At 63.4% G+C, this 23,268-nt stretch carries 25 protein-coding genes; 13 read left to right on the top strand and 12 right to left on the bottom strand.

From position 1 onward, the window contains the following. Positions 1-19 precede the first annotated feature (19 nt). The 4 genes from tauA to CQ050_RS12470 form a co-directional block, all read right to left on the bottom strand. Entirely contained in the window at positions 20-1,048 is a 1,029-nt protein-coding gene (gene tauA / locus CQ050_RS12455; RefSeq protein ID WP_105557147.1) for a taurine ABC transporter substrate-binding protein, read from the bottom strand. Positions 1,049-1,278: 230 nt separating this feature from the next. Then, the gene (folE, locus tag CQ050_RS12460; protein ID WP_105557148.1) at positions 1,279-1,824 is read right to left on the bottom strand and encodes a GTP cyclohydrolase I FolE; all 546 of its coding nucleotides are present in this window, start codon (positions 1,822-1,824) and stop codon (positions 1,279-1,281) included. Positions 1,825-1,953: 129 nt separating this feature from the next. After that, the gene (locus CQ050_RS12465) at positions 1,954-2,610 is read right to left on the bottom strand and encodes a response regulator transcription factor (protein WP_105557149.1); all 657 of its coding nucleotides are present in this window, start codon (positions 2,608-2,610) and stop codon (positions 1,954-1,956) included. After that, positions 2,607-4,028 (bottom strand): cache domain-containing protein, encoded by a 1,422-nt coding sequence (locus CQ050_RS12470; RefSeq protein WP_105557150.1) that lies wholly within the window; start codon positions 4,026-4,028, stop codon positions 2,607-2,609. The genes CQ050_RS12465 and CQ050_RS12470 overlap by 4 nt, the downstream gene beginning before the upstream one ends. 313 nt (positions 4,029-4,341) lie before the next feature. On the opposite strand from CQ050_RS12470, the gene CQ050_RS12475 reads away from it, so the two are divergent. Together CQ050_RS12475 and CQ050_RS12480 are read left to right on the top strand one after the other, a co-directional pair. Next, positions 4,342-6,423, top strand: coding sequence for a carbon starvation CstA family protein (locus CQ050_RS12475; protein ID WP_105557151.1), 2,082 nt, complete (start codon positions 4,342-4,344; stop codon positions 6,421-6,423). Between the two features lie 18 nt (positions 6,424-6,441). Next, positions 6,442-6,654, top strand: coding sequence for a YbdD/YjiX family protein (locus CQ050_RS12480; protein ID WP_085946884.1), 213 nt, complete (start codon positions 6,442-6,444; stop codon positions 6,652-6,654). Between the two features lie 123 nt (positions 6,655-6,777). Here the strand turns inward: CQ050_RS12480 and CQ050_RS12485 are convergent, their stop codons facing one another. Further along, complete coding sequence (locus tag CQ050_RS12485; protein WP_105557152.1) at positions 6,778-7,953, bottom strand: MFS transporter; 1,176 nt, start codon at positions 7,951-7,953, stop codon at positions 6,778-6,780. 61 nt (positions 7,954-8,014) lie between these two features. Next, entirely contained in the window at positions 8,015-8,716 is a 702-nt protein-coding gene (locus CQ050_RS12490; protein ID WP_105557153.1) for a DAPG hydrolase family protein, read from the bottom strand. 182 nt (positions 8,717-8,898) lie between these two features. Between CQ050_RS12490 and CQ050_RS12495 the strand changes: the two genes are divergently transcribed. The 4 genes from CQ050_RS12495 to CQ050_RS12510 all read left to right on the top strand — a co-directional run bounded on the left by CQ050_RS12495 (position 8,899) and on the right by CQ050_RS12510 (position 12,193). Then, on the top strand, positions 8,899-9,507 hold the full coding sequence (locus CQ050_RS12495; protein WP_199196808.1) for a TetR/AcrR family transcriptional regulator: 609 nt from the start codon (positions 8,899-8,901) through the stop codon (positions 9,505-9,507). A 146-nt stretch (positions 9,508-9,653) separates the two neighbouring features. Then, positions 9,654-10,205 carry a Dps family protein gene (locus CQ050_RS12500; RefSeq protein ID WP_105557155.1) on the top strand — a complete coding sequence of 184 codons (552 nt, stop codon included), beginning with the start codon at positions 9,654-9,656 and terminating at the stop codon, positions 10,203-10,205. A 384-nt stretch (positions 10,206-10,589) separates the two neighbouring features. Beyond that, entirely contained in the window at positions 10,590-11,348 is a 759-nt protein-coding gene (locus CQ050_RS12505) for a phosphatase PAP2 family protein (protein ID WP_233213998.1), read from the top strand. A 53-nt stretch (positions 11,349-11,401) separates the two neighbouring features. Beyond that, entirely contained in the window at positions 11,402-12,193 is a 792-nt protein-coding gene (locus CQ050_RS12510) for a hypothetical protein (RefSeq protein WP_105557157.1), read from the top strand. 12 nt (positions 12,194-12,205) lie between these two features. Here the strand turns inward: CQ050_RS12510 and CQ050_RS12515 are convergent, their stop codons facing one another. The 4 genes from CQ050_RS12515 to CQ050_RS12530 form a co-directional block, all read right to left on the bottom strand. Then, positions 12,206-13,246 (bottom strand): helix-turn-helix domain-containing protein, encoded by a 1,041-nt coding sequence (locus CQ050_RS12515; protein ID WP_105557158.1) that lies wholly within the window; start codon positions 13,244-13,246, stop codon positions 12,206-12,208. A gap of 34 nt (positions 13,247-13,280) precedes the next feature. After that, positions 13,281-14,180 carry a DUF1254 domain-containing protein gene (locus CQ050_RS12520; protein ID WP_369868274.1) on the bottom strand — a complete coding sequence of 300 codons (900 nt, stop codon included), beginning with the start codon at positions 14,178-14,180 and terminating at the stop codon, positions 13,281-13,283. A 317-nt stretch (positions 14,181-14,497) separates the two neighbouring features. Further along, on the bottom strand, positions 14,498-15,493 hold the full coding sequence (locus tag CQ050_RS12525; RefSeq protein ID WP_233214000.1) for an AraC family transcriptional regulator: 996 nt from the start codon (positions 15,491-15,493) through the stop codon (positions 14,498-14,500). Between the two features lie 157 nt (positions 15,494-15,650). Further along, entirely contained in the window at positions 15,651-16,235 is a 585-nt protein-coding gene (locus tag CQ050_RS12530) for a YSC84-related protein (RefSeq protein WP_146121023.1), read from the bottom strand. A 214-nt stretch (positions 16,236-16,449) separates the two neighbouring features. Here CQ050_RS12530 and CQ050_RS12535 point away from each other — a divergent pair, with 214 nt between their 5' ends. The 7 genes from CQ050_RS12535 to CQ050_RS12565 all read left to right on the top strand — a co-directional run bounded on the left by CQ050_RS12535 (position 16,450) and on the right by CQ050_RS12565 (position 21,089). Then, on the top strand, positions 16,450-17,226 hold the full coding sequence (locus CQ050_RS12535; protein ID WP_158266046.1) for a bifunctional diguanylate cyclase/phosphodiesterase: 777 nt from the start codon (positions 16,450-16,452) through the stop codon (positions 17,224-17,226). Positions 17,227-17,331: 105 nt separating this feature from the next. Then, positions 17,332-18,069, top strand: a complete 738-nt coding sequence (locus tag CQ050_RS12540) for a 3-oxoacyl-ACP reductase family protein (protein ID WP_105557162.1) — start codon at positions 17,332-17,334, stop codon at positions 18,067-18,069. Positions 18,070-18,134: 65 nt separating this feature from the next. After that, positions 18,135-18,452 carry a multidrug efflux SMR transporter gene (locus tag CQ050_RS12545; RefSeq protein WP_105557163.1) on the top strand — a complete coding sequence of 106 codons (318 nt, stop codon included), beginning with the start codon at positions 18,135-18,137 and terminating at the stop codon, positions 18,450-18,452. Further along, positions 18,449-19,078: a TetR/AcrR family transcriptional regulator gene (locus tag CQ050_RS12550; RefSeq protein ID WP_105557164.1), complete on the top strand. Its 630-nt coding sequence runs from the start codon at positions 18,449-18,451 to the stop codon at positions 19,076-19,078. The genes CQ050_RS12545 and CQ050_RS12550 overlap by 4 nt, the downstream gene beginning before the upstream one ends. 180 nt (positions 19,079-19,258) lie before the next feature. Next, complete coding sequence (locus CQ050_RS12555; RefSeq protein WP_105557165.1) at positions 19,259-19,696, top strand: GNAT family N-acetyltransferase; 438 nt, start codon at positions 19,259-19,261, stop codon at positions 19,694-19,696. Between the two features lie 168 nt (positions 19,697-19,864). Beyond that, on the top strand, positions 19,865-20,245 hold the full coding sequence (locus CQ050_RS12560) for a hypothetical protein (RefSeq protein WP_233214003.1): 381 nt from the start codon (positions 19,865-19,867) through the stop codon (positions 20,243-20,245). Between the two features lie 109 nt (positions 20,246-20,354). Then, positions 20,355-21,089 carry an SDR family oxidoreductase gene (locus CQ050_RS12565; protein WP_105557166.1) on the top strand — a complete coding sequence of 245 codons (735 nt, stop codon included), beginning with the start codon at positions 20,355-20,357 and terminating at the stop codon, positions 21,087-21,089. Here CQ050_RS12565 and CQ050_RS12570 read toward each other — a convergent pair. After that, positions 21,024-21,977, bottom strand: a complete 954-nt coding sequence (locus CQ050_RS12570) for a LysR family transcriptional regulator (RefSeq protein WP_105557167.1) — start codon at positions 21,975-21,977, stop codon at positions 21,024-21,026. The genes CQ050_RS12565 and CQ050_RS12570 overlap by 66 nt on opposite strands. A gap of 133 nt (positions 21,978-22,110) precedes the next feature. Further along, positions 22,111-23,268, bottom strand: coding sequence for an NADH:flavin oxidoreductase (locus tag CQ050_RS12575; RefSeq protein WP_105557168.1), 1,158 nt, complete (start codon positions 23,266-23,268; stop codon positions 22,111-22,113).

Here is a 23,268-nt window from a genome sequence, read left to right on the forward strand (position 1 = left end):
TTCAGGCGCGCCGGGCCGCTTACTTGGCCGCGGCTTTCGCGTACTGGTCGGTGACGTGCGGGCTGTAGTCGGCCAGCGCGCGGTCGATCTGCTTCTGGTCCTTCAGGAACGTGGCGCTTGCCGCAAAGGCCCGCCCCGCGCCCGATTCCTTGCCGCCGCCCAACCATTCGTTCGAGGCTTGTTCCTGCGCGGTGGGGAACACCAGCAGGCCCAGCGCTTCGACGACGTCGTCCGGCTTGCCGCCGATGAGGCGCACGATGCCTTTGACCTGAGGCGATTCGGCGGTCCACTTGGCGCCGTTGGCGCGATAGTCGGCGTAGGACTTGGCCAGCACGCCGGTAAAGGCGGCCATGAACTTGGGATGCTTGGCGGCCCAGGCGCGATCCACCACGATGCCGTCGAAGGTCGGCACGCTGGCGGCCCCGATCTGCTGGGAGTCGGCGATGATCTTTCCGCTCTTGGCGATTTCAGTCAACGCGGGCGGCCAGACATAGGCGGCATCGATGTCGCCGCGCTGCCAGGCCGCCACGATCTGCGGGGGCTGCATGTTCAGGATGCGCACGTCGCGCGGCGCGATCTTCCAGACCTGCTCCAGGCCCACCAGCAGATGGAAGTGCGAGGTCGACACGAACGGCGTGGCCACGCGCTTGCCTTTCAGGTCGGCGGTGCTGTTGATGCCGGAACCGTTGCGGGCAACCAGCGCTTCGGATTTTCCGATGTTGTCCAGGACCCAGAACAACTGCATGTCCACGCCCCGGGTGGACGCCGAGGTGATGCCGGTGGATCCCAGGACGCCGACCGGCACGTTGCCGGAGGCCAGCGCGGTGGAGATGTCGCCGCCGGACGTGAACTGCCGCCAGTCGACCTGGTAGCCGGCCTCTTTCAGGGCGGTGTCGAAGCTGCCGTCGGCGATGGCGGACAGGAACGGCCCCACGATCAGCTGGTAGCCCACAACCAGCTTGGTCTGGGCGTAGGCGGGTGCGGCCAGCAGCGCGGCGGCCAGGCCGGCAAGGGTGCAGCGGCGGATGTGGCGGAATATCGCGTTCATGGTGGTCTCCGAGAGAGAGCGGCCGCGCCCCGGCGCAACCGGCTTGCTGGGTGCCAGTTTGCCCGGATGGGACCAGAACGCTAGGGCCAGATGCCTGGATCAGTAGGAGCCAAACCCCCCGGGGCCCAAAGCGGCCGGGCCCGCCTGCCGCGTCGGCGGTGCCGTGTACCGGCATCGTCGTCGCAGCGGGCGGGCCCGCGATATGCGCCAAAAGAAGGGCGGCGGTCCTGCTATCGGATGAGGCTGAGGAATTCGGCCCGGGTCGACGGGTTGTCGTGGAATTCACCCAGCATCACGGACGTGACCATGGACGAGTTCTGCTTTTCCACGCCACGCATCATCATGCACATGTGCTGGGCTTCGATGACGACGGCCACACCCGCCGCGCCCGTGACGGTCTGGACGGCTTCGGCGATCTGGCGGCTGAGGTTTTCCTGGATTTGCAGGCGGCGGGCGTACATCTCGACGATGCGCGCCACCTTGGACAGGCCCAGGACGCGGCCGGCCGGCAGGTAGGCTACGTGCGCCTTGCCGATGAAGGGCAGCATGTGGTGTTCGCACAGCGAGTAAAGCTCGATGTTCTTGACCAGCACGATTTCACGGGTATCCGACGTGAACAGCGCGCCGTTGACGATTTCGTCCAGGTTCTGGCCGTAACCGCGGCACAGGTGGCGCATGGCCTTGGCCGCGCGGGCCGGCGTATCGGCCAGCCCTTCACGGGACGGGTCTTCCCCTAGTGCTTCGAGAATGGCGGTGTAGTTCTTTTCCAATGACATGGGGACTCCTGGGGGCAGCGCGCGCGTCGTGGCGGTGTGTCGTGTCGGCTGGCGTCGGGGACGCAGCAATGGAGGCAAGTCTACCGCAGCACGGGCGGCGGGTCAGGCCGCCGGCCTGAACCCCGGGGCTCAAACGCCGCGGTTCTCCACGGCGTACTTGATCAGCTCGGCCTGCCCGTCGATGCCCAACTTGCGCTTGATGTTCAGCCGGTGCGTCTCGACCGTGCGCACGGACAGGCCCAGCGCCTGGGCGATCTGCTTGTTGGCCTGGCCGCTGGCGATGTGGCGCAGCACGTCGCGTTCGCGTTGCGTCAGCAGGGTGGCGGGGGCGCTGGCCTGGGACAGCCGCACGGCCACGGCCGCGCTGAAGTAGCTGCGGCCCGCCACGACCGCGCCGATGGCGGTGACGATCTCCTCCGCCGGTTCGTCCTTCAGCAGATAGCCCCGGGCGCCGGCCTTGACCGCCTGCACCATGTATTCGGGGTTGTCGTGCATGGATAGCACCAGCACGGCAATCTGGGGATAGCGTTCATGCAATTGCGCCGTCAGTTCCAGCCCGCCCACGCCTGGCATGTTCAGGTCCATCAGCACCAGGTGGGGCAGGGTGTCGCCCTGGGGATCCTCCGCCAGGCATTCCGCCAGGAACAGCAGCGCCGCCTGCGCGTTGCCGGCTTCGCCCACCACGCGCAGGCGCGGCACGGTCTCCAGGCGCAGGCGTAGCCCGTCCCGTACCAGGGGGTGGTCGTCGACCAGCAGGAGTCGGATGGCATCGGGGGTGTCGGTCATGCGTGGGTCGTCGCGGTAGGAGTGGCCGGCGCCGGCAAGGGCAGCCAGGCCTGCAAGGTCGTGCCTTGCGCGTTGGTATGGAAAGTCAGGTTACCGGATAGCGCGCTCATGCGTTCGCGCATGTTGCGCAGCCCGATGCCGCGCCGGGGGTCCTGCTGGACTTCGGCGAAATCGAAGCCGCGGCCGTCGTCCGAAATGGTCAGGCGCACGTCGTGCGCGCTGTAGGCCAGCGTCATGTCGGCGCGGGTGGCGCCGGCATGGCGCAGGACGTTGGTCAGGGCCTCCTGGGTGACGCGGAACAGCGCCGTGGCATAGGCGTCGGGCAGTTTGACCGGACGCCCCGTGGTGCGAAGGCGGACGGCCAGCGGCGGCGCCCCGTCGGCGCTGGCAATGGCGAACTCGCGCCCCAGGTGCTCCAACGCGGCCGGCAGGCCCAGGTCGTCCAGCAAGGTGGGACGGAGGTTGTGCGAAATGCGCCGCACCTCGCCCACGGCGCTGTTCAGGCGGTCCAGCGCGCCACCCAGCGGCCGGTCGATATGGGCCAGGGCCTGCGGTTGCTCCGGCAATGAGTGCCGCAGCCGTTCGCGCGCCGCTTCCAGCGACAGTTTGATGGACACCAGCACCTGGCTGATGCCGTCGTGCAGTTCGCGTGACAGGCGGGCGCGCTCGTCTTCCTGCGAACGCACCAATTGCTGGGCCATCAGCCGCAGCTTGGCGTCGGACTGCCGGTGGTCGCTGATGTTCAGCGCCAGCCCGCAAGCCGCCACCCCCAGGATGGCGACGGCGGCAATGCCGGCCACCCAGGCGAACATGCTGCGGATGTTGGCCTGCGCGGCGGCGTCGATACGCACCAGGGCCTGCTCCACATCGTCCAGGTAAATGCCCGTGCCGAGCATCCAGCCCCACCGGTCCAGCACTACGACATAGCCGAGTTTCTCCACCGTCTGGTGGGTAGAGGGTTTTTCCCAAAGGTAGTGCACCACTTCGCCTTGCTGGCCGCCGCGGCGGGCGGCCGTGAGCAGGTTCTGGATGACCGCCTGGCCGCGCGTGTCGCGCAGGTTCCAGAGGTCTTGGCCGACCAATTCCGGCTGGCGCGGGTGCATCAGGTTCTTGCCCTGCAGGTCGTAGACGAAAAAATAGCCGTCATGGCCGAATTCCATCTGCGCCAGCAGCTCCAGCGCCCGCTGGCGCGCGGCCTCGTCGTCGCCCGCCTCCTGCAAGGGCGCGACGGCGCTGTAGGCCAGACTTACGTAGTGGCGCAGTTCGCTTTCCTTGCTGGCCAGCCAGGCGCTTTCCACAACCTGCTTTTCGCGCTGGGCCAGTTGCAGGCCTTGCACGTAGACGGCCACCGCGATGGCGGCCAACGCCACCAGCAGGGGCACGGCGGCAAGCAGCAGGATTTTCAGGCGCAGCTTCATATTGTGGGGGGCAACCCGGATAAGAATTGGTGCGATGCGTCACGACGGCTTTGCCTGTAGTGCTATCGGTCGCGGTGCAGGATTTTACGGTTTTCGTCGGTTTATGTTGCGGCGCAGTGCGTAGTAACACGTACGCGGCTTGCGTAGTTCCGCGCTTGTTGGCAAGGGGGCAAAACGAAATACTAACGCCCGCGTTCAACGGACGCAGTGCGGGCGCCAGCGCGCCCGCCACCCCACAACAATGAGTCTGCCTTCCGCGGGACGAAAAAAGCGTTTCACGCCACAAGCATGGCGGGAGGCAAGAGGAGCACTTATGCATACCAGCAGTAAGGGACTGGGTCAGCACCTGGTCTGGCTGGCGGTTGCGGTACTGGGCGCGTTCGCGCTGGGCACCGTGGCGCTGGCCAGAGGCGAGACCATCAACGCGCTATGGGTGGTGATTGCCGCCGTATGCGTCTACCTGATCGCATACCGCTATTACAGCCGGTTCATCGCCAAGAACGTCTTCCAGCTGGACGCCTCGCGCATGACGCCGGCCTGGAAGCACAACGACGGCCTGGACTACGTGCCGACCAACAAGCACGTGCTGTTCGGCCACCACTTCGCCGCCATCGCGGGGGCCGGCCCTCTGGTGGGCCCGGTGCTGGCCGCCCAGATGGGTTACCTGCCTGGCATGCTCTGGATCCTGGCGGGCGTGGTGTTCGCCGGCGCCGTGCAGGACTTCACCATCCTGTTCATCTCGACGCGCCGTGACGGCCGGTCGCTGGGCGATCTGGTCAAGTCCGAACTGGGCAAGATCCCGGGCGTGATCGCGCTGTTCGGCGCCTTCATGATCATGGTGATCATCCTGGCCGTGCTGGCGCTGATCGTGGTGAAGGCGCTGACGCATTCGCCCTGGGGTACGTTCACGGTCGCGGCCACCATCCCCATCGCGCTGTTCATGGGCGTGTACCTGCGCTACATCCGTCCGGGCAAGATCGGCGAGGTCTCGGTCATCGGCTTCGTCGGCCTGATGGCCGCCATCACCTTTGGGCAGGACGTGGCCGCGCATCCGGTGCTGGGCCCGATGTTCGATTTCGATGGCAAGGGCCTGACCTGGATCCTGATCGTCTACGGCTTCATCGCCGCCGTGCTGCCCGTGTGGCTGCTGCTGGCCCCGCGCGACTACCTGTCGACCTTCCTGAAGATCGGCACCATCCTCGGCCTGGCGATCGGCATCGTGGTCGTGGCGCCGGAACTGAAGATGCCCGCGCTGACGCAGTTCGTGGACGGCACCGGCCCGGTATGGTCGGGCAACCTGTTCCCGTTCCTGTTCATCACCATCGCCTGCGGCGCGGTATCGGGCTTCCATGCCCTGATCGCGTCGGGCACCACGCCCAAGCTGATCGAAAACGAAAGCCAGGCCCGCTATATCGGTTATGGCGGCATGCTGATGGAATCGTTCGTGGCCATCATGGCGCTGGTGGCGGCTTGCGTGATCGAGCCCGGCATCTACTACGCCATGAACAGCCCGGCGGCCGTCATCGGCACGACGCCGGACCAGGTGGCCCAGGTAGTATCCAGCTGGGGCTTCGTGGTCACGCCGCAAGACCTGATCCAGACCGCCAAGGACGTCGGCGAAAGCACGATCATTTCGCGCGCGGGCGGGGCGCCCACGCTGGCCGTCGGCATGGCGCACATTCTGCACCAGGCCATCGGCGGCCCGGGCATGATGGCCTTCTGGTACCACTTCGCGATCCTGTTCGAAGCGCTGTTCATCCTGACCGCGGTGGATGCGGGCACGCGCGCCGGCCGCTTCATGCTGCAAGACCTGCTGGGCACCTTCGCCCCGTCGCTCAAGCGCACGGACTCGTTGCCGGCCAACCTGATCGCCACCGCCTTGTGCGTGGCGGCCTGGGGCTACTTCCTGTATCAGGGCGTGGTGGACCCGCTGGGCGGCATCAACACGCTGTGGCCGCTGTTCGGCATCGCCAACCAGATGCTGGCCGCGATCGCGCTGACGCTGGGCACCGTCGTGCTGTTCAAGATGAAACGCGACCGCTACGCATGGGTCACCATCTTGCCCACGCTGTGGCTCCTGGCTTGCACGCTGACGGCCGGCTGGCAAAAGCTGTTCGACGCCGACCCGCGCGTCAGCTTCCTGGCTCACGCCGCGAAGTACAACGCGGCCATCGCCGAAGGCCGCGTGCTGGCGCCCGCCAAGTCGCTGGGCGAGATGTCGCGTGTCGTGATGAACGACTACATCAACGCCGGCCTGTGCGCCATCTTCATGTTCGTGGTGGTCAGCATCGTGGTGTTCGGCCTGAAGTCGGTGCAGCGCGCGCGCGCCGAGAACAAGCCGACCTCGCGCGAGACGCCCTACGAAACCCTGCCCGTCGCGGCGGGCGCGGACTGATCCCCAAGGAGGCGTCGCATGCTGTTTGGCAACATGAGTTCAGCCGCCGGCGCCGCCGGCCGTTACCTGGGGCAAACGCTCCGGCTGATGGTCGGCGTGCCGGACTACGAGACATATGTGGAGCATATGCGGCGTACCCACCCTGACCAAGAGCCGATGACCTACGAAGCTTTCTTCCGCGAGCGCCAGGACGCGCGCTACGGGGGAAAGAAACGGATCGGCTGTTGCTGATGGGATGATGCCCCTACGCTGCGCACACTGCGTGTGCTTGCGATAAAAAAAGCCCCTGCGGGGGCTTTTTCTTTGGACGCGCCAGCGTCGAAAAGACCCACGCGGCGAACGACGCACTCGCTTCTACGATGCGCGCGGCCGCAGCCTTTCCGAATAAATCACCAGCGGCACCGCGCACAGCGCGCACGCGGCCATCACCATGAAGCCGCCGGGCGCGTAGCTTCGGTACAGCGCGCCGCCCAGCTGGATGCTGGCGAACATGAACACGCCGCCCGACAGCATCGCGTATAGCGCGATCGCCGATGTCTTGCATGCGGCGGGCACGTGGCGCGTGATGTACCACATGATGGCGGCGTTGTTGCCGGCCAGGGTGAAGCACTGCAGCAGCTGCAGCCCGGCGATCAACGCCGGATCCGTCGTGGCCGACAGGCCCGCCCAGCGGATGACCGTCATCACCGCCGATGCCAGAATCAGCCATTGCGCTCCGGTCCGGGCCAGGACCTTTGGCGCCAGGAAAAAAAACAGCACTTCGCTGCCGACGCCCACCACCCACAACAGAGAGATCAGCGCGGTCGACAGGCCGCTTGCGGTCCAGTAGAGCGTGGAATAGGAATACAGGAAGCCGTTGCTGGCCTGGACCAGCGACGCCGCCGCGATGCACATCACAAGCGGGCGGTCGCGCAGGACCGCCAGCATGGGCGTCCGCACGCGCTGGGCCGGCGTCTCGTCGGCGGCGGGGCGCGCGGCCTGCGGCAGCAGCCGCACGCAAGCCAGACAGGCAATGATCAGCAGGATAGACAGCCACATCACCCAGTCGGCGTCGAACGTCTTGATCAGGTAGCCCCCCACGACGGTGATGGCGGCAAAGCCTAGCGAGCCGCAAGCCCGGATCACGGTGTAGGAATGACCCTGCGCCCGGCCGCTTGATATCGCCATCCGGTCCATCAACGGCAGCACGGCCGGGAAGACGGCGTTCAACAGCAGCGTGATGGCGAGCATCCCGCCGGACGTCTGCGAAAACGGATAACAGAAGAACAGCACAAGCGATGCCGCCAGCGCCAAGGCGATCAGCGCGTGCGCGCGGCCGCTCTGGTCGGCCACGTGGGCGACGACCGGCGTGGACAGGATCTTGGGCAGGAAGGAGGTGGCGACGATCAGCCCGATGACGGCGGGGTCCACGCCGCGGCTGGCAAACCATAAGGGCAGGAAGGGGATGCTGACGCCCTGCAGGCCGTAATACAGGAAGTAGAACCCGTGCAACGCGATGGCGCCTTGTCTGGCGTCGGGATTGCCGCGCATAGCGATGGTGTCGATCTGGCTGATACGAAGGCGCGTAGCATACTCCTACCCGCTAAGAGCGTTACCAGGGCAGCGGGGCCTTTTCGCCATTGGCGTGTTCACCGTAGTAGATCGACGGCAGAAACCGCGACAAATAGGTGAATTCGGTATAGCAATGACGCAGCAGGTTCAAGCCCAGTGCGTCGGGCACCTCGTGCTCGGGGTGGGCGCTGGCTTTGCCCAGGTAGAAGCGGCTACGCAGAACGCATCCGAATGGCGTGTCACGCGCGAGGTGGATCATGTCGCCATCCATCGGATCGCCGTCGGCGTCCAGTGCAATGGCGTCGCCGAACCCAATCCGCGCATACACCGCGGCGGACACGTCCTGGCGCTTGCGGGCGGCCTCTAGCCGCGCCGGATCAAAACACTCGCGCGGGTCATGGAATTTCAGCTTCGCCGCGACGGGTGGGATGTCGGCTAGCGACTCGACAGCGTGAATCGAGGCGCCGATATAGCTTTCACCGCGCTGCCAGTGGGCGTCCCACCCTCGGTGCTCCACGTGGTCGTGCGGATGCCACCATTTGATGTGCTGGCTGGTTTCGAAGAACGTGAACCACCAGTCCAGCATGCGTCCCTTGCAGCCGTGCAGGTCGGTGCGCGCGGCCACCACCAGTCCGCCGCCGGGCAGCCGGGTGATGCCGGTCTCCAGGCGAAGGGGCGAGGGATCCAGCAAAGTGTCCATGTCCGCCAGAATGCGGGAATCGTCGGGGTGGGGGGTGGCCATAGAAGGGCTCCAGGTTGGCGAGCGCCTATTCTATAATAAAGAAACGAATAGCGTTTCCTAAATATCGCAGGCGTGTAAGATCGCATCTCGGAAACCCAAGGAGGACGGCGTTGAGGCCGCAATCACCCCCCACGTCCGCGCCCCGTGCGCGCGGACGCCCCGCCCGGCCAGAATCGGAACAACTGGTTGCGGCACTTGAGGCCGCCACTTGGCTGTTGCTGAATTCTGGCTATGCCGCGACGACGCTGGAAGCGGTCGCCAAGCGGGCTGGCATGGCCAAGAAGACGATTTACCGGTTCGCGGCCAATCGGGAAGATCTTGTAGGGCAAGTGGTGCGCAAGTGGACCGATGCCTTTGAACCCGTAATGGCGCAGGAAGTTGGCGCGTCCGCCGATGTCTTGCCGGCGTTGTCGCGTGTGCTGGACGTGATTGCGGCACGGGCATTGTCGTCCGACGCGGTGGGTATGTTCCGACTCTTGACTGCGGATTTTCCGGCGCGCGACGCGCTGCTGCCGGTATACCAGAAGAATGGTATCGAGCGCGGAACTACGATGCTGGGCGATTGGCTGGGCCGGTTGGGCGAACGCGGCCTGATCCGAGTGCGCCAGCCACACGCGACGGCTGGACTGTTGCTCTCCATGGTGATCGCCGAGCCCTTGCGCCAGATGGCGCTGGGCCTGATTCCGCCCTTGCCCGAAAGCTCGGTCAGCGAACGTATTCAGGTGGCGCTGGCCATTTTTAGTGGGCGGCAAACCGACGATGGACCGGGGTTTGCGCTGAATGGTGGATAGCGGACGGCACCTGCCGGCATTCAGCTTGCCGCCAGCTGACGCGGCCCATTGGCAAAGCCGGTTTAGGGGATTACCCTTGGGTATCGCACACGGTTTCATCCGTGCCGCGACTGCGTACTTTCTATCATTCCAAGGAGCGGCATTTCATGGCCAAGAAATTGAATGAGAAGACCATCAAGACGCTGAAAGAGCGCCGCAAGCTTCCACTGGCAACGCCTACCGACCTGGCGGCGGCCGCCACCCGCGACATCTCCGCCGCGCTCAACCAGTTACTGGCCGACGTGTTCGCGCTGTATCTGAAAACGAAGAATTTCCACTGGCACGTAAGCGGGCCGCACTTCCGCGATTACCACCTGCTGCTTGACGAACAAGGCGATCAGCTATTCGCCATGACCGACCCCATCGCGGAACGCATCCGCAAGATCGGTGGCACGACGCTACGTTCCATCGGGCATATCTCGCGCATCCAGCGTATTTCGGACAACGATGCCGACTACGTGCAGCCGCTGGACATGCTGGCCGAATTGCGTGAAGACAACAAGGTGCTGGCGGCAGCGCTGCGCGAGGCCCACAACATCACCGACGAACACCGCGACATTGCCAGCTCGAGCCTGATCGAAAACTGGATCGACGAAACCGAACGGCGCACCTGGTTCCTGTTCGAGGCCAGCCGGCAGGGCGACTCCACGGGTCATTGAGTCCGGCTTCGTTCCGTCGGAAATGAAAACCGCCCAGCCCTGACGGACTGGGCGGTTTTGCATGGTGCGGCCGCAATCTGGCAAGCGGAACAATATGCGCGTTGATCGCGTTGATCACGCCAATGCAGAAGCGGACGGGCCCTGCGCCAAGTGCAATGTCCCATTAATCATGCCGTTCTGTCTCAGGTTGCCGTTTTGCCATTTTCTGCTTGGGCGTTCAGTGTAAATTCGCCAACGCTTCCACTCCCGCCGCGGTGCCAGAATGGCTGGCGTGGGGTGTCGCGTGTCCCGCAATTCGACTGACGGTAACGATCACCCATGCATTCAAAGCTACGTCGCACGGCAATCAGCGTTCTTTTTATTTCTATTGGCATGAGCAACGCGATGGCCGCCGCAGCGGGCGATGGGCCGGCAGTCACGGATCCGCACTTCGAATTGGCGCCCGGTTATTTGCCCAAGGAAGCCTTGCCCAATAGCCTGGACCTGCTTGGGCCGCCGCCCGCCGCGGGCAGCGCCGCATTGGCTCGCGACGAAGAGGCAAGGGCGGCAACGATTGCCCTGCGAGGCTCGGCGCGCGCGCATCTGGCTCGCCTGGACGCGGACCTGCAGTTTCCGCAACCCGCCCAGCGTTTCTCTTGCGCCATGGGTATCGATATCACCGAAGCGCAGACGCCGCACCTGTATAAGTTGATGCAGAAGGTCCTTACCGACGCCGGCCTGTCCACCTACGGCGTCAAGAACACCTATAACCGTGTGCGGCCATTCGTTGTCCATAACGAAGGCACGTGCTTCCCCGAACAAGAGACGTTGCTTCGCTCGGATGGCTCATACCCCTCGGGTCATACGGCCGCGGGTTGGGCCTGGGCGCTTGTTCTGGCCGAGATCAACCCCGAACGCGCCAATCGCCTGTTGCGGCGAGGCCTGGAGTTTGGACAAAGCCGAGTCGTATGCAACGCGCATTGGCAAAGCGATGTGGACGCGGGCCGCACGATGGGCGCGGCAACGGTTGCCTTGCTGCAAAACAACCCTGAATTTGTCGCTGACGTGGATGCCGCGCGCAAAGAAGTTCAGGCGGCTAAGGCGGGGCACGCCGCGCCGGGCCTGGACTGCGTGGCCGAGGAAGCGGCGCTTTCCGGCAAGTGATCACGCCATCCGCCCGCGCGCGCCCATCAATGCCGCCGTTCCGTCGAGAAACCATGAAATTTGTTGCTTTCCTCCTGATTGCCGTAAGCATGGCATTCGGAATATCCCAGGCGGCCCTTGCCCAGGACGGCTTGCCGATCAGCCCCTTGATGCAAAAGCAGGGCGACTCGTCCGCGCAATGGCGTATCACTGCAAGCCCCTATGCCTGGGCGTCCGGAATCAAAGGGAAAGTCGGGCAATTCGGGCAAGCGCCGGCCAGACTGGATTCCAGTTTCAACGACATCCTCAGCGAGCTTGATCTGGCTTTCATGGGCGCCATCGACGCGCGCTACGAACGATTCAGCCTGATCGGGGATGTGATGTATGGAAAGCTCTCGGCAGGGGGCGACACGCAGTATGGCGTTCTGAGCCGACGCGTCGACATCACGACCACCTCCTTCTCGGGGTTCTTTGGCGCGGGCTACAGCGTGCTTGAGGGCGACAACGGCCATCTTGACGTGATTGGTGGCGGGCGGCTTTGGCACGCAAGCACCAAACTATCCTTGAAAGGCGGCGTGCTCGACGGCCGCAGCGAACGCGACAGCGCCACATGGATCGATGCGGTGGCGGGCCTGCGCGGTCAATATGCCCTGAATGATCACTGGTATCTGACCGGCTGGGGAGTTGTCGGCGCGGGGCAGGCCAGGCTTGATTGGGACGTGACGGCCGCTATTGCCTATCAGTTCAAGTCTAATTTTTCGGCGGTACTGGGCTACCGGGCGCTTGGCGTCAACTACGACCGCAATGGTTTCGTCTACGACGTCATTCAGCAGGGGCCTATCCTGGGCCTTTCCTACCAGTTCTGAATTGGCCGACGGCTATGCCGCCTGCGGGCCGTGGCGGTGCCCATGACTGTGCGCGGAAAAATGGCTTGCCAGAAGGTTGCGGCTATCGCCGGCAGGCAAGGCCAGACGGCATTGCTCTCTGGCCTCGTCCGGCGCAACGCCAAAGCGCGCGATGAACGCCTTGCGAAATCTTGCCGGATCTCGAAAACCGAAATGCGCGGCGGTCTGGCCGACCGGATGCCTGGCATGACGAGGGTCGACAATGCGGGCATAGGCCGCATCAAGGCGTTTGCACTTGATGATGTGGGCGATGCCGCCCAACTCGGCGAAGACGCGATATAGATGGGCTCGCGACACTCTGAATCGTTGCATCAGCAGCTCGGGGCCCAGTTCGGGCTGCGCGAGGTGATGATCGATATAGGCGAGGACCCGCGCGCGCAATGCCTGGCCCAAGAGCGAATCCGGCGCGTTCTGGATCGGCGCCGCGTTGGCCAGGCCCGCCGAAAGCAGGGTGGTCAGGGCTTCTAGCGCCGCCACGTCTTCGCTTGCGGACAACTGCCCCGACACGGCGTGGAAGCCGCAGAGGTAATCCTTGAGCAGGCGCGTCATCGGGTTGCCGGCCTGAAGCACCAGACCGTGAATATCGCGGGCCCCCAATATCTTGTCGATATTGGCGCGAGGAATGGTCATGGCCAGGCGTTCTCCGGCGTCCACCCGGCATTGATAGGGTCGGGCAAGATCGATGAAGCAGATTCCACCCGCATCGGCCGTGACGTCACGGTCGTCAAAATCACCTTGAATGGACCCTGCGACCAGAACATGGACCAAATACTGATCCAGCCCGCTGCGGGCGATCGTGGCGGGGCCCCGCTTGTAACGCTGCGCATTGAAAGTCGTCGAACCCAGCGTCAATCCGCCCAGATGGCGAATCCGCATGGTGCCCTCCAACGTTGCGCCCTTGGCGGTGGAAAGCAGCGTTGTGTCGCAGAAAGGGCGCGTGACCTCGCGCCAGTACTCGTCGCGAAACGAAGACGCGATGGCTTGAGTGGAAATAAATGTTTCAGCGCGGGTCATGCTGACGTTTTACCCTAAGTCGCATGCCTGGAGACTATTGCGTGACGCGCTGCGGCTCAGGAAAGCGCCAACTGCCATTCAGGATCTCTTCACGGGGCTGATACAGCCTGACGGTGTAGTTCCAACCGGGCATGGTGGGCAGGCAATTTTTAATTTTGCCGTCGCAGCCGCCAAACTGGATGGCGATCGAGCCGTCGGCGCTTTTTTCCGCCGTCAGGCTATTCAACGAGTAAGCGTCATAAGGGTTCTTCTGGAAGTACCCTTGGGCGTTGTAGACAATAACGGACCAGAAGCTGTTGACCGGCACCTGGCCGACTTTAAGCCGGTAAACGGCGCGTCCGTCATTGTCCGGGGCCGTCCAGCCCAGATACGTGGCGTCCTTGGCCGGGTTTCCACCCCAACCCGTCGCCGTGCCGATCAGGTGCTGGATGGGGTCGACGGTGTCCTTCGTGCCGAACGCCTGGTTGTAGTTGGGGATGGTCGACCCTAGAACAAGCAGGGCATCGCGCACCGTCTTCTGGCTTGCCTGGTCCCATTTCGGCACGACGAATTCCCCCATGCGGGCCTGACTCACGGTAATGGCATCCTGGAGCGCATGCACCTGCTGGATGTCCTTCGCGTCGGCGGGGTCAACCAATGTGCGGATCGCCACAAAAACATAACGAGTGCCGATGGCCTCTTTGGTCAGCGTATGCTTGCCAGCGCCGTAAAAGACGGCCGGTACATAGTGGTCTTGGCTGACCAGCTGCATCGACATGAACCGCTTGCCGGCTTCGGGCAAGGTGATCGTGACCGCGCCGGCGTCCAGATCGAACACCGCGCCCGAATACAGGGTGTCCCGATTCATGCGGATGACATTTTGCGCATCGACGGAAACGGGCTCGCGAGTATGAACGAATCGTCCGAAGCTGCCGTCGGCGACGATCTTTGCCATGTACAGGTCAGTCTCGGCTCGAACAAAATTGCCGACGCCGACTATGGCTCCCTTATCCGGGGAAGACTGGGCGTTCGCGGTTCCAAGCATTGCCATCGTCAAGGCGACGATGCATGAGGCCGATGAATATGACATTGACGTCCTTCAATAATATCGATTCGATTCCTCTTCCAGCACGCTAGCGTTGCTTGTGGGCGGCGTGCCCGGGCAGAGGTGTTTGCCGAGCCGGACTGTACAAGAACGCCCCGCGGCGGGCTTGCCATTTGATGCCAATGATGTGCGGCCGAATGCCTGGCGTTCAGCGAAGCCGCATCGGGTCAGGGGCTGTTGTGTAGCCGCGCGCGGAAGCGCGAAGGGGCTTGCCCCGTCCAGCGCTTGAACGCGCGAGTGAAATGCGCGGGGTCGCTGTAGCCGACCATATATGCGATTTCAGTGGCGGAGTATTTGCGCATTCCAATGAGCCGAAGCGCTTCGCTTCGACGGGTCTCGTCATGCAGCGCTTCGAAGTCAACGCCGCTGGATTTCAAGCGCCGCTGAAGAGTGCGCGCCGACATCCCGATCTCGCGGGCGATCGAAGTGAGCTTGGCCCTGTCTTGATCGGACAGGCGTTCGATGAGCAGGCCGGCCGTGTCGACCGTAGACTGCAATGCCGTCGTGATCTTGCGGGCATCGTCCTTCACCGCAAGCAAAGGGCTGTCGAGCAAATCGCGGTCGAATTCGATCATGTCATAGTCGGCGCCCAGTACGATGTTCGGTCCCAGGCAGGCCTCAAGCGCGTCGTCCCCCTTTGCTCTGGTCGCCTTCAGGTGCACGCGTATGGTCGAGGCGTCGCCGGACATGAGCGGTATTTTTCGAAGCACGGCCAAGCTCCCGAGTATGAACTGGCGGGGATCGGCTTCGAGTTGTCCGGTGAAACTATGAATTAGCTTTGTGCTGCGGCCTTCCGTGACGATGTGGACTTTCCCGCCCTGGTGCAGCCATTCCGCGTGCGTGGCGGCCCTGGCGCAGGCCTGCGCGATATTGACCGAATTCAACACCATCGCGCCCCACGGGCCCAGAGAGCGTAGTTCCGTCAGCTGGCCGACATGGGCGCCGCCGAACGGGTCCTGCGCGATGCTGGCCATTTCGTTTGAAATGCGAAAGCACGTGGAGCGCGGAAGCCAGATATCGGGATTTTGAAATATGTTCGGCGATATGCCAAGGCGCTGGAAGAACTCAAGAGCGGATACGCCCCGACTTGCCAGATAAGGAGCCATCTGCAAAAAACTGCGAAGTTTGATGGATGGCGTTGGGTGCGAAATGGCTTCAGACACAGAGACTTGAACGGCCCGCTTGAGGTGAATGCGTGGCCGAATTTACACCGTGGCTTTTGCGAACAAATGCGAGAATCTTCCTGCTGAGACAAATCGCCGCAAATCATGAGACATTTGCGGCGATCCTGGCTCAGGGTCAGCAGATTTTCGGACTACGTCAGGGCTTGATGTTGCTGATCTTCGAGCCTTCAAGGCCCATGCCGGCCATCAGGCCTTGGGCGCCGAACGGCACGGCGAAAACGTCTTGCGTCAAGGTGGTGGTGGACAGGCTGGATGCGGTGGATTTGTCCCACAGCACGAGGCTGGGTCCGCTGCCCAACGCCCAGCCGCCGCTTTGGTCCAGATAGTTCAGCGATTTCTGGTTCATGAAAAACAACGCATAGCCAAAGGTCTGCGCGCCGGCCTGCAAGCCTAGCGACATGGCGGAAATATCGTAATAAGCGACGGGTTCCTTGCCTTTGAACAACGTGCCTTGCCCGTGCTCGCCTCCTACGATGAGGCCCGCTTTGTAGATCTTGGGGAAGACCAGAACCGCCACGGCTTTGTCGCCCAGTTCCTTCGTACTGGGTTCAACCGCATAAAGATGTTGAAGGGCTTTGGCGGAGTCTTGGCGAATTTGCTGGGCGCTGTCCGCCCATGCCGTGCCGGGCATACCCGTTACGCTGACAAGCGTCAGCAGGCCCGTTGCCAGGCCGAGGGACAACCGGCTGCGGAACCGCTTTAGGTAGTTGGGGTTTGCCATTTTCGGGTATTTCCTTTGCGTTGATTACGCGTTGCGTTGTCTAACGCGGCAGGAGTATTCAGATCGAGCCTACGCTTGTCAATAGACGAGAGCGCGCGTGCCGTCGCCCCGTTTTATGCGCGGTTGAAGGCCATTTTTTATTTGGCGCAAAATGGCAAGACGCCGTTCACGCATTGCCCTAATCTGGCCTCGACCACAGGGCATGGAAGACGTCATGAGACAACTTGCAGCTGACAAGGCCTACCTTTCGCTGCACGATGCATTGGCCAATGCATCGGCGCGCGGGGAGCTGTTTCTGCAGTACCAGCCCATTGTCGACGCGGCATTGAAAATCATCGGTATGGAGGCGTTGATGCGCTGGAACTCGACAGAGTACGGTCAGATTCCGCCTGCGCAATTCGTGCCGCTCGCCGAGCGAAGCGGAGCCATTATCTATATGGGAGCCTGGGCGTTGCACGAGGGCTGCCAGCAACTGGAGCAATGGTCCAGAATGCCCACGGCTTCCGAATGGACGTTGAGCGTGAATGTCAGCGCGCATCAATTCCGCGAAGCAGATTTCGTTGATGATGTCGTGCATCTGGTGCAAAGGTATGGAATTGCGCCGGGCCGGCTGATTTTGGAAGTCACGGAGAACGTGTTTCTGGATTCGAAAGCGAGCCGCCAACAGAAGGGATTTCAACGGATCCGAGAGGCGGGCGTTGGCATTGCGGTAGACGATTTCGGCACCGGCTTTTCGTCGATGTGCTACCTGAGGAATTTGTCGGTGTCTCAAATCAAGATCGACAAGACCTTTATCGACGACGTTGCCGTCAGCAAGAAAGACCAGGGGATTGTCGGGGCCATCCTGATGTTGGCTCAGGCGCTGGATGTGGATGTGGTCGCCGAAGGCGTCGAAACGCCAGAGCAACTGGCCTATCTGAAAGGGGTGGGTTGTTCGGCCTTTCAAGGCTATCTGTTTGGACGGCCGGGCGACGTTTCAGCATTCTTGTGATGCATGCGGTCTCGCTGAGGCCGATGGATCCGCTTAACAATCCTTGACGTCGAATTCCAGTTCGCGTAGCCTTTTTAACCGAACGGTATAAAAGGAACCGCCGACATGGAATTCAACGGCAAGGTCGCCCTCGTCACGGGGGGCACGCGGGGCATCGGCGCGGCTATCGTCCGGTGGTTGGCGCACAGGGGCGCGGATGTTGCTTTTACCTACGCCAAGTCGGATCAGGCCGCCAAAGGCCTTGCCGAGCAGCTGGCGGTGACGGGCAGCAAGGTCTTGGCCATCAAGGCGGATAGCCGCGATCCCGCCGCCGTCCGCGCGGCGGTCGCGCAGACTGCCCGGGAACTGGGCGGGCTGGACATACTCGTCAATAGTGCCGGCGTATTCCCTGCGGGTCCCATCGAGGACGCCACGCTTGAAGAAATCGACGACACGTTGGCGATCCACGCCAGGGCGGTCTTCGTGGCTTCGCAAGCTGCGCTTGCCTACATGGGCGCCGGCGGCCGCATTATTTCCATCGGTTCCTGCTTTGCCCAGCGCGTGCCCTATGGCGGCGTGACGCTCTACGCAATGAGCAAATCCGCGCTGATCGGGTTCACCAAGGGCCTTGCGCGCGAGGTGGGCAGCCGCGGTATCACGGTCAACATTGTCGATCCGGGATCGACCGACACCGATATGAATCCTGCCGACGGTCCGACGGTTTCCGCGGAGCTGGAACTCATGGCGATCAAGCGCTATGCCGTGCCGGACGAGATCGCGGCCGCCGTCGGATACCTTGCGGGGCCAGACAGCCGATTCATCACCGGCGCGTCGCTCGCCATCGACGGAGGCTTCACGGCGTAGCATCGCCGACGGACGCCGTGGGGCGAAGTTGACGCAATCGCAGTGAAGAACAAATGAGGACGTAGATGGCTTGGGCACTATTGATTCTGGCTGGCGCGCTTGAAATCGTCTGGGCGTTGGCGCTTAAGCAGGCAGACGGTTTGACGAAACTCTGGCCAAGCCTGATCGGTATCAGCGTGGCCATGCTTAGCCTCGTTCTGCTCGGTTTGGCGCTGAAGGATCTGCCGGTAGGCACTGCGTATGCCATTTGGGTGGGGATCGGAGCTTTCGGTGTGGCGGTCTTCGGAACCGTGCTGCTGGGCGAGCACATGTCGTTGGCCAAGATGGTGTTCCTGGGGCTGATCGGGGTCGGGGTAGCGGGTCTGCGGATGATTGAATCATGAGTGCCGGCAGCAAACCCAGATCAACGCCCGCCGCGAAAATCGGGCGCCCAAGAGCCTTTGATCGAGACAGCGCGTTGCTTGCCGCCATGCGGACGTTCTGGACGCAAGGCTATGAGGGGACGTCGGTCCAGGATCTGGTCGGCGCCATGGGCGTCAACAAGCCCAGCCTCTATTCAACCTTCGGTTGCAAGGAAGAGATTTTTCGAGAGGCGGTGGAACTGTACGACCGCGTCGAAGGACGGGCGACGTCACAGAGTCTTAGCGAAGCGCGAACCGCCCGCGAAGCGGTCGAAACCATGCTGCGGTCGAATGCAAGCGCCTATGCGGTGGACGAAGGGCCGCGAGGGTGCATGATTGTGTTGTCATCGTTGCTGGGCGCGCCCGAAAACGACAGCGTCCGCGCGTTTCTTGCCGACAACCGATTGAAGGGAGAAACGATGCTAAGGGATCGCCTTGCGCGGGGCATCGCGCAAGGAGACCTTTTGGCTTCGGCAGACGTAGATCAGCTTGCCGCCTTTTACACCACCGTGCTTGAAGGGCTTTCCATCCAGGCGCGTGACGGCGCCTCGGCCAGGAAACTCAACATGATCATCGACGCGGCGATGCTGGCGTGGCCATCCGGTTAACGGACTACGGCTGAACCACCATCCAGGCGACAAAACTGGAACCGAAACCGACGCTTGTGGCAGTGGCGACGGCGGAAACGATGGCCGACATCAAAACGGAAAGTACCTGTGGCATCAAGAAGTACGGCGCTTCGGGACTCGTGCACAATCAGGGTCTTTCGCATCTGGATAAGGGTAACCATGACCAAGCAAGGGCACAGCAAACTGGAAATCAGACGGTTATCACCGGCCGAATGGGGCGACGCATACCCTGCCATCGCGCAACTCCGATCGCTGGACGAGGCGGAGTTCATGGCGCGGGTTCGCCGCCAGTCCTATTCGGGCTATGAGTTGGTGGCGGCCTTTCGGGATGGGAAGATTATCGGCGTGCTGGGCATGCGGCCAGTCCACACCTTGGCACGTGGTGCGCATCTGCATGTTGATGACCTTGTCGTCGACGCCGCGGTGCGGGGCAGCGGCGCCGGCCGCGCCTTGATGGAGTATGCCGAAAGCGATGCGCGTGCGCGCGGAATGACGGCCGTGTTTCTTGACGCGCGGCCGGATGCCGTGGCGTTCTACGAGCGAGAGCACTATCTGCTGCATCCCGCACCTTCAATGAAGAAGGTTCTGACGTCATGATGGACGGCGGCTGACGCTAATGGTTACATAGATTCATGAGCGGCTAACAGCGCATAAGGCATATTGCCTGCGCTGCGTCGGCAGCAACGTCGCCGGTGGCCACTGTGGCCGGGCGGCCCGCAACCTGATTTCCGCAAACCTGATCCGTTAACGCATTGGAGACCTGAATTGCCGATTTTCAAGCAAGCCCACGCCGTTGTGTCCCGTCGCCGTAAGGCCATCCTGGTGGCTGCCGCGCTGACGTTGAGCAGCGGCGCCGCCCTCGCGCAGCTGGCCGCGCCGGGGCAAATGCCGAACATGGCTGCGTTGAGCGGCCAGATGCACGCCGCCGCCGAGTATTGCAATGCCTACACGGCCGCGCAGCTGGAACAGATGAAGCAACAGCAAAAGACCGCGGCAGGCGCCCGTGGCATGGCCGCCATGGACTTCGACACCGCCTTCTCGCAGTCATACACCAAGGCCCGCGGACAACTGGGTGGGCTGAGCGCGGCGGACAAGGAAAAGACCTGCGCACAACTCAAAGCCATGTCGGCGGCCTACCCGAAATAGCAGGGCCAATCGGAAAGACCGATGCGGCTATCAGGCATTCCTGCTGGCGCCCAATAGGGGGCCGCGCCAACATTGCTCACCTAACGCACGGTTTTTCAGGAGGATGGGCATGGGTAACAGTCTGGCAGGACAACGGATCATGGTCGTTGGCGGCAATTCGGGCATGGGCTTGGCCGTTTGTGCGCAGTTGATGAGGATGCAGTGCGAGGTCCTGATCGTGGGCCGGTCACGCGACAAGCTCGACGCGGCGAGCGAACAGCTGCGCCAGTTCGGCCAACCGCAGCTGCTGCAAGCGGACGTGACGAGGGAAGAAGCGGTGCAGCAACTATTCGAGCGCGCCGGGGCCGTGGATCATCTGGTTTGCACCGCGGCCGACATCCGCGGCGCATACGAATTGCTGCCGCAGCTTGAACTGGACGCGCTGGACCGCGCCATCCAGTCGAAGGTCGTCGCGCCTATCCTGCTGGCTAAACATGGCGCGCGTCGGATGCCGGCTCACGGGTCGATCACCCTGACTTCCGGCATCGCCGCCTACCGGCCAAGACCGAAGGGCGTCGCCGTGGCGGCGATCAATGCGGCCCTTGAAGGGGCGGTGCGCGCGATGGCCGTCGAACTGGCGCCGTTGCGGATCAATGCCGTGTCGCCGGGCTGGGTACGCACGCCGATCTGGAATGACGTGGCCGGCTCGGACAGCGACCAACTGTTGGCATCGATGGCTGAACGGCTTCCGGTCGGCAGGATAGGCGCCGGCGACGATATCGCCGATGCCATCGTCTTCCTACTTGGCAATGGCTACACGACCGGCACGGTGCTTCATGTCGACGGCGGGCATCGGCTCGTCTGATCTCGTGGCCGCAAGGCGAATCACGTCGATAAATGCCGCCACGTGGCGGGCGGGCGCGCTTGCCGACGTGAGCAGGCAGATGGGAAGACCCTCGCCCAGGGTGGACAACGGGCGCCATTCGACGCGCGCCCCCGTTGCGTCGGCGTCCACGGCCATTCTGGGCAGAATCGATACGCCGAGGCCCGCGGACACCATCCGCATCAACGCCGGCACGCTGTCGGCTTCGCCACGGATGCGGGGGCGCACGGGGGACTCCTGCACCAGAGTGTCCAGATACTCGCGATAGCGGCAGCCCTCCATGGTGGCGATCAGGGGGAATGCCGCCAGCGCGTCGGGCCTGATGCCGGAAGCCTGGCTGAGCGGATGGCCCGAAGGCATCACGACGACCGGCATGTCGCGCGCGAGGAGGTCGGCGTGAAGGTTGGCGTCGTTCGCCGGCCAGCCGTGCACCACGCCGAAGTCGGCGGTTCCGCCGAGCACGGCCTGAGCCGTCGCAAAGGAGTTTCTTTCCTGGATCGACACCTGTATTCCAGGATGCGAGTCGGCAAAACGGAGCAGTTGGGGAAGCAGCAGACAGGTGCACAAGGTTTGCGGTGCGGCGACGCGGATCGTGCCGCCTTGGTCGCCGATGCCGCCGCGGACCTCTCGGAAGGCATCGTCGGCCATCGCGAGCAACTCGCGCGCACGGCTTGCGAACCTTTCTCCGGCGGCGGTCAGCCGCAGGCGGTTGTTTTGGCGGATGAACAGTGGGTGTCCGACGCTCTGCTCAAGCGCCTGCACCTGTTCGGTAACGCTGGGTTGCGACAGGTGGACCCGTTTGGCGGCTTGCGTAAAGCTCAACGTCTCGGCTGCCGCGACGAAAATTTTCAGTTGCCGTAGTTGGAACATGTCGGTCGGGAGGAGGAGGGCGCCGGCTACCGAGTTTACGTCAACGGCGCTCTTCGGCGAGGGACTTTTCCCAACCTTGCGTCGGAAACGGCCTGCTGTCGCAGGCGCGTTCGGGCACATGGGGAATCACGCGTCAGGCCGGCACCGGTCGCTTCGGGCGGTGCCCAAGTGCATTGGCAAGGTTCGCGATCGGCGCCAGCAAGCCCCGGTCGAATGTCTCATGCGCTTTACCGGCGCGCAGCCTTGCCGGCCAATCGGCATGCGTGAGCGCGCCACGGCCAAGCGAGACAAAGTCCGCCTCTTGCCGGGCGATGATCCCGTCCGCCTGCCCCGCGCCATGCAGCGACCCGTTCGCCAACACCGGCACCGAAACGTGGCGCTTTGCCAGCGCGGCAAGGCTGGGGCCGGCCGTGCCGAAGGCGGGACGCCAGGCCTCGAATTCGGTGGTGTGAAGGTAGTCGACAGGCTGCTTGCCGAGCGTGCCGAAGATCTGTGCCGAGTCGGCCTCGCCACCCTCCCATTTGTGCGTGAAGTCGTTGACCTTGCCCTGCGAGACGCGCACGCCCACCACGAAATGCGCCGACGTCGCGCGTCGCACCGCCTGGATGACGTCCACCGTCAGACGCAGGCGGTTTTCCACGCTGCCGCCGTAGCGGTCGTGGCGCAGGTTGGTGTGGGCCGTAAGGAACTGGTCCAGCAGATACCCGTTGGCGCCGTGTATTTCGACGCCATCGAATCCGGCTTCCTGGGCCCTGCGCGCCGCTTGCGCGAAGCCGTCGATGGCCTCGGCGATGTCGTCGGCCGACATGGCGTCGGGCATGCGGTAAGGTCCTTCGCCCCGATAGAAGGCCATCTGCTGCCCGATCGGCTGCACGGCCGAGGGGCCTTTCGTCGAGCCCCGATGGGGATTGCCTTGCGACAGCGCGCCGGCATGCATCAGTTGCGCGACAATGCGCCCGCCGTGCCGATGCACCCGATCCACGACGGTCCGCCATGCATCACGTTGCTCGTCGTCCGCCAAGCCAGGCTGGAAAAGGTAGCCCTGCGCATGAGCCTTGTCCGTGTAGATGCCTTCCGTGATCACCATGCCGAAGCCGCCCGCCGCGAAGGCTTCGTAGTAATCGGCCATCAGCGCCGTGGCGCGGCCATCCGCCGTGGCGCTGACCCGGGTCATGGGCGCCACGGCCAGGCGGTTGGACAACTCAAGTTCCGTTCCCAGCCGCAGCGGCGCGAACAATCTGGCGTGCGCGGTCTGCGCATCGCCCGCCGGACGATCGATTTGCGTGCTCAT

This window comes from Achromobacter sp. MYb9, from assembly GCF_002975275.1.
In the GTDB taxonomy this organism is placed as follows: Bacteria; Pseudomonadota; Gammaproteobacteria; order Burkholderiales; family Burkholderiaceae_B; genus Achromobacter.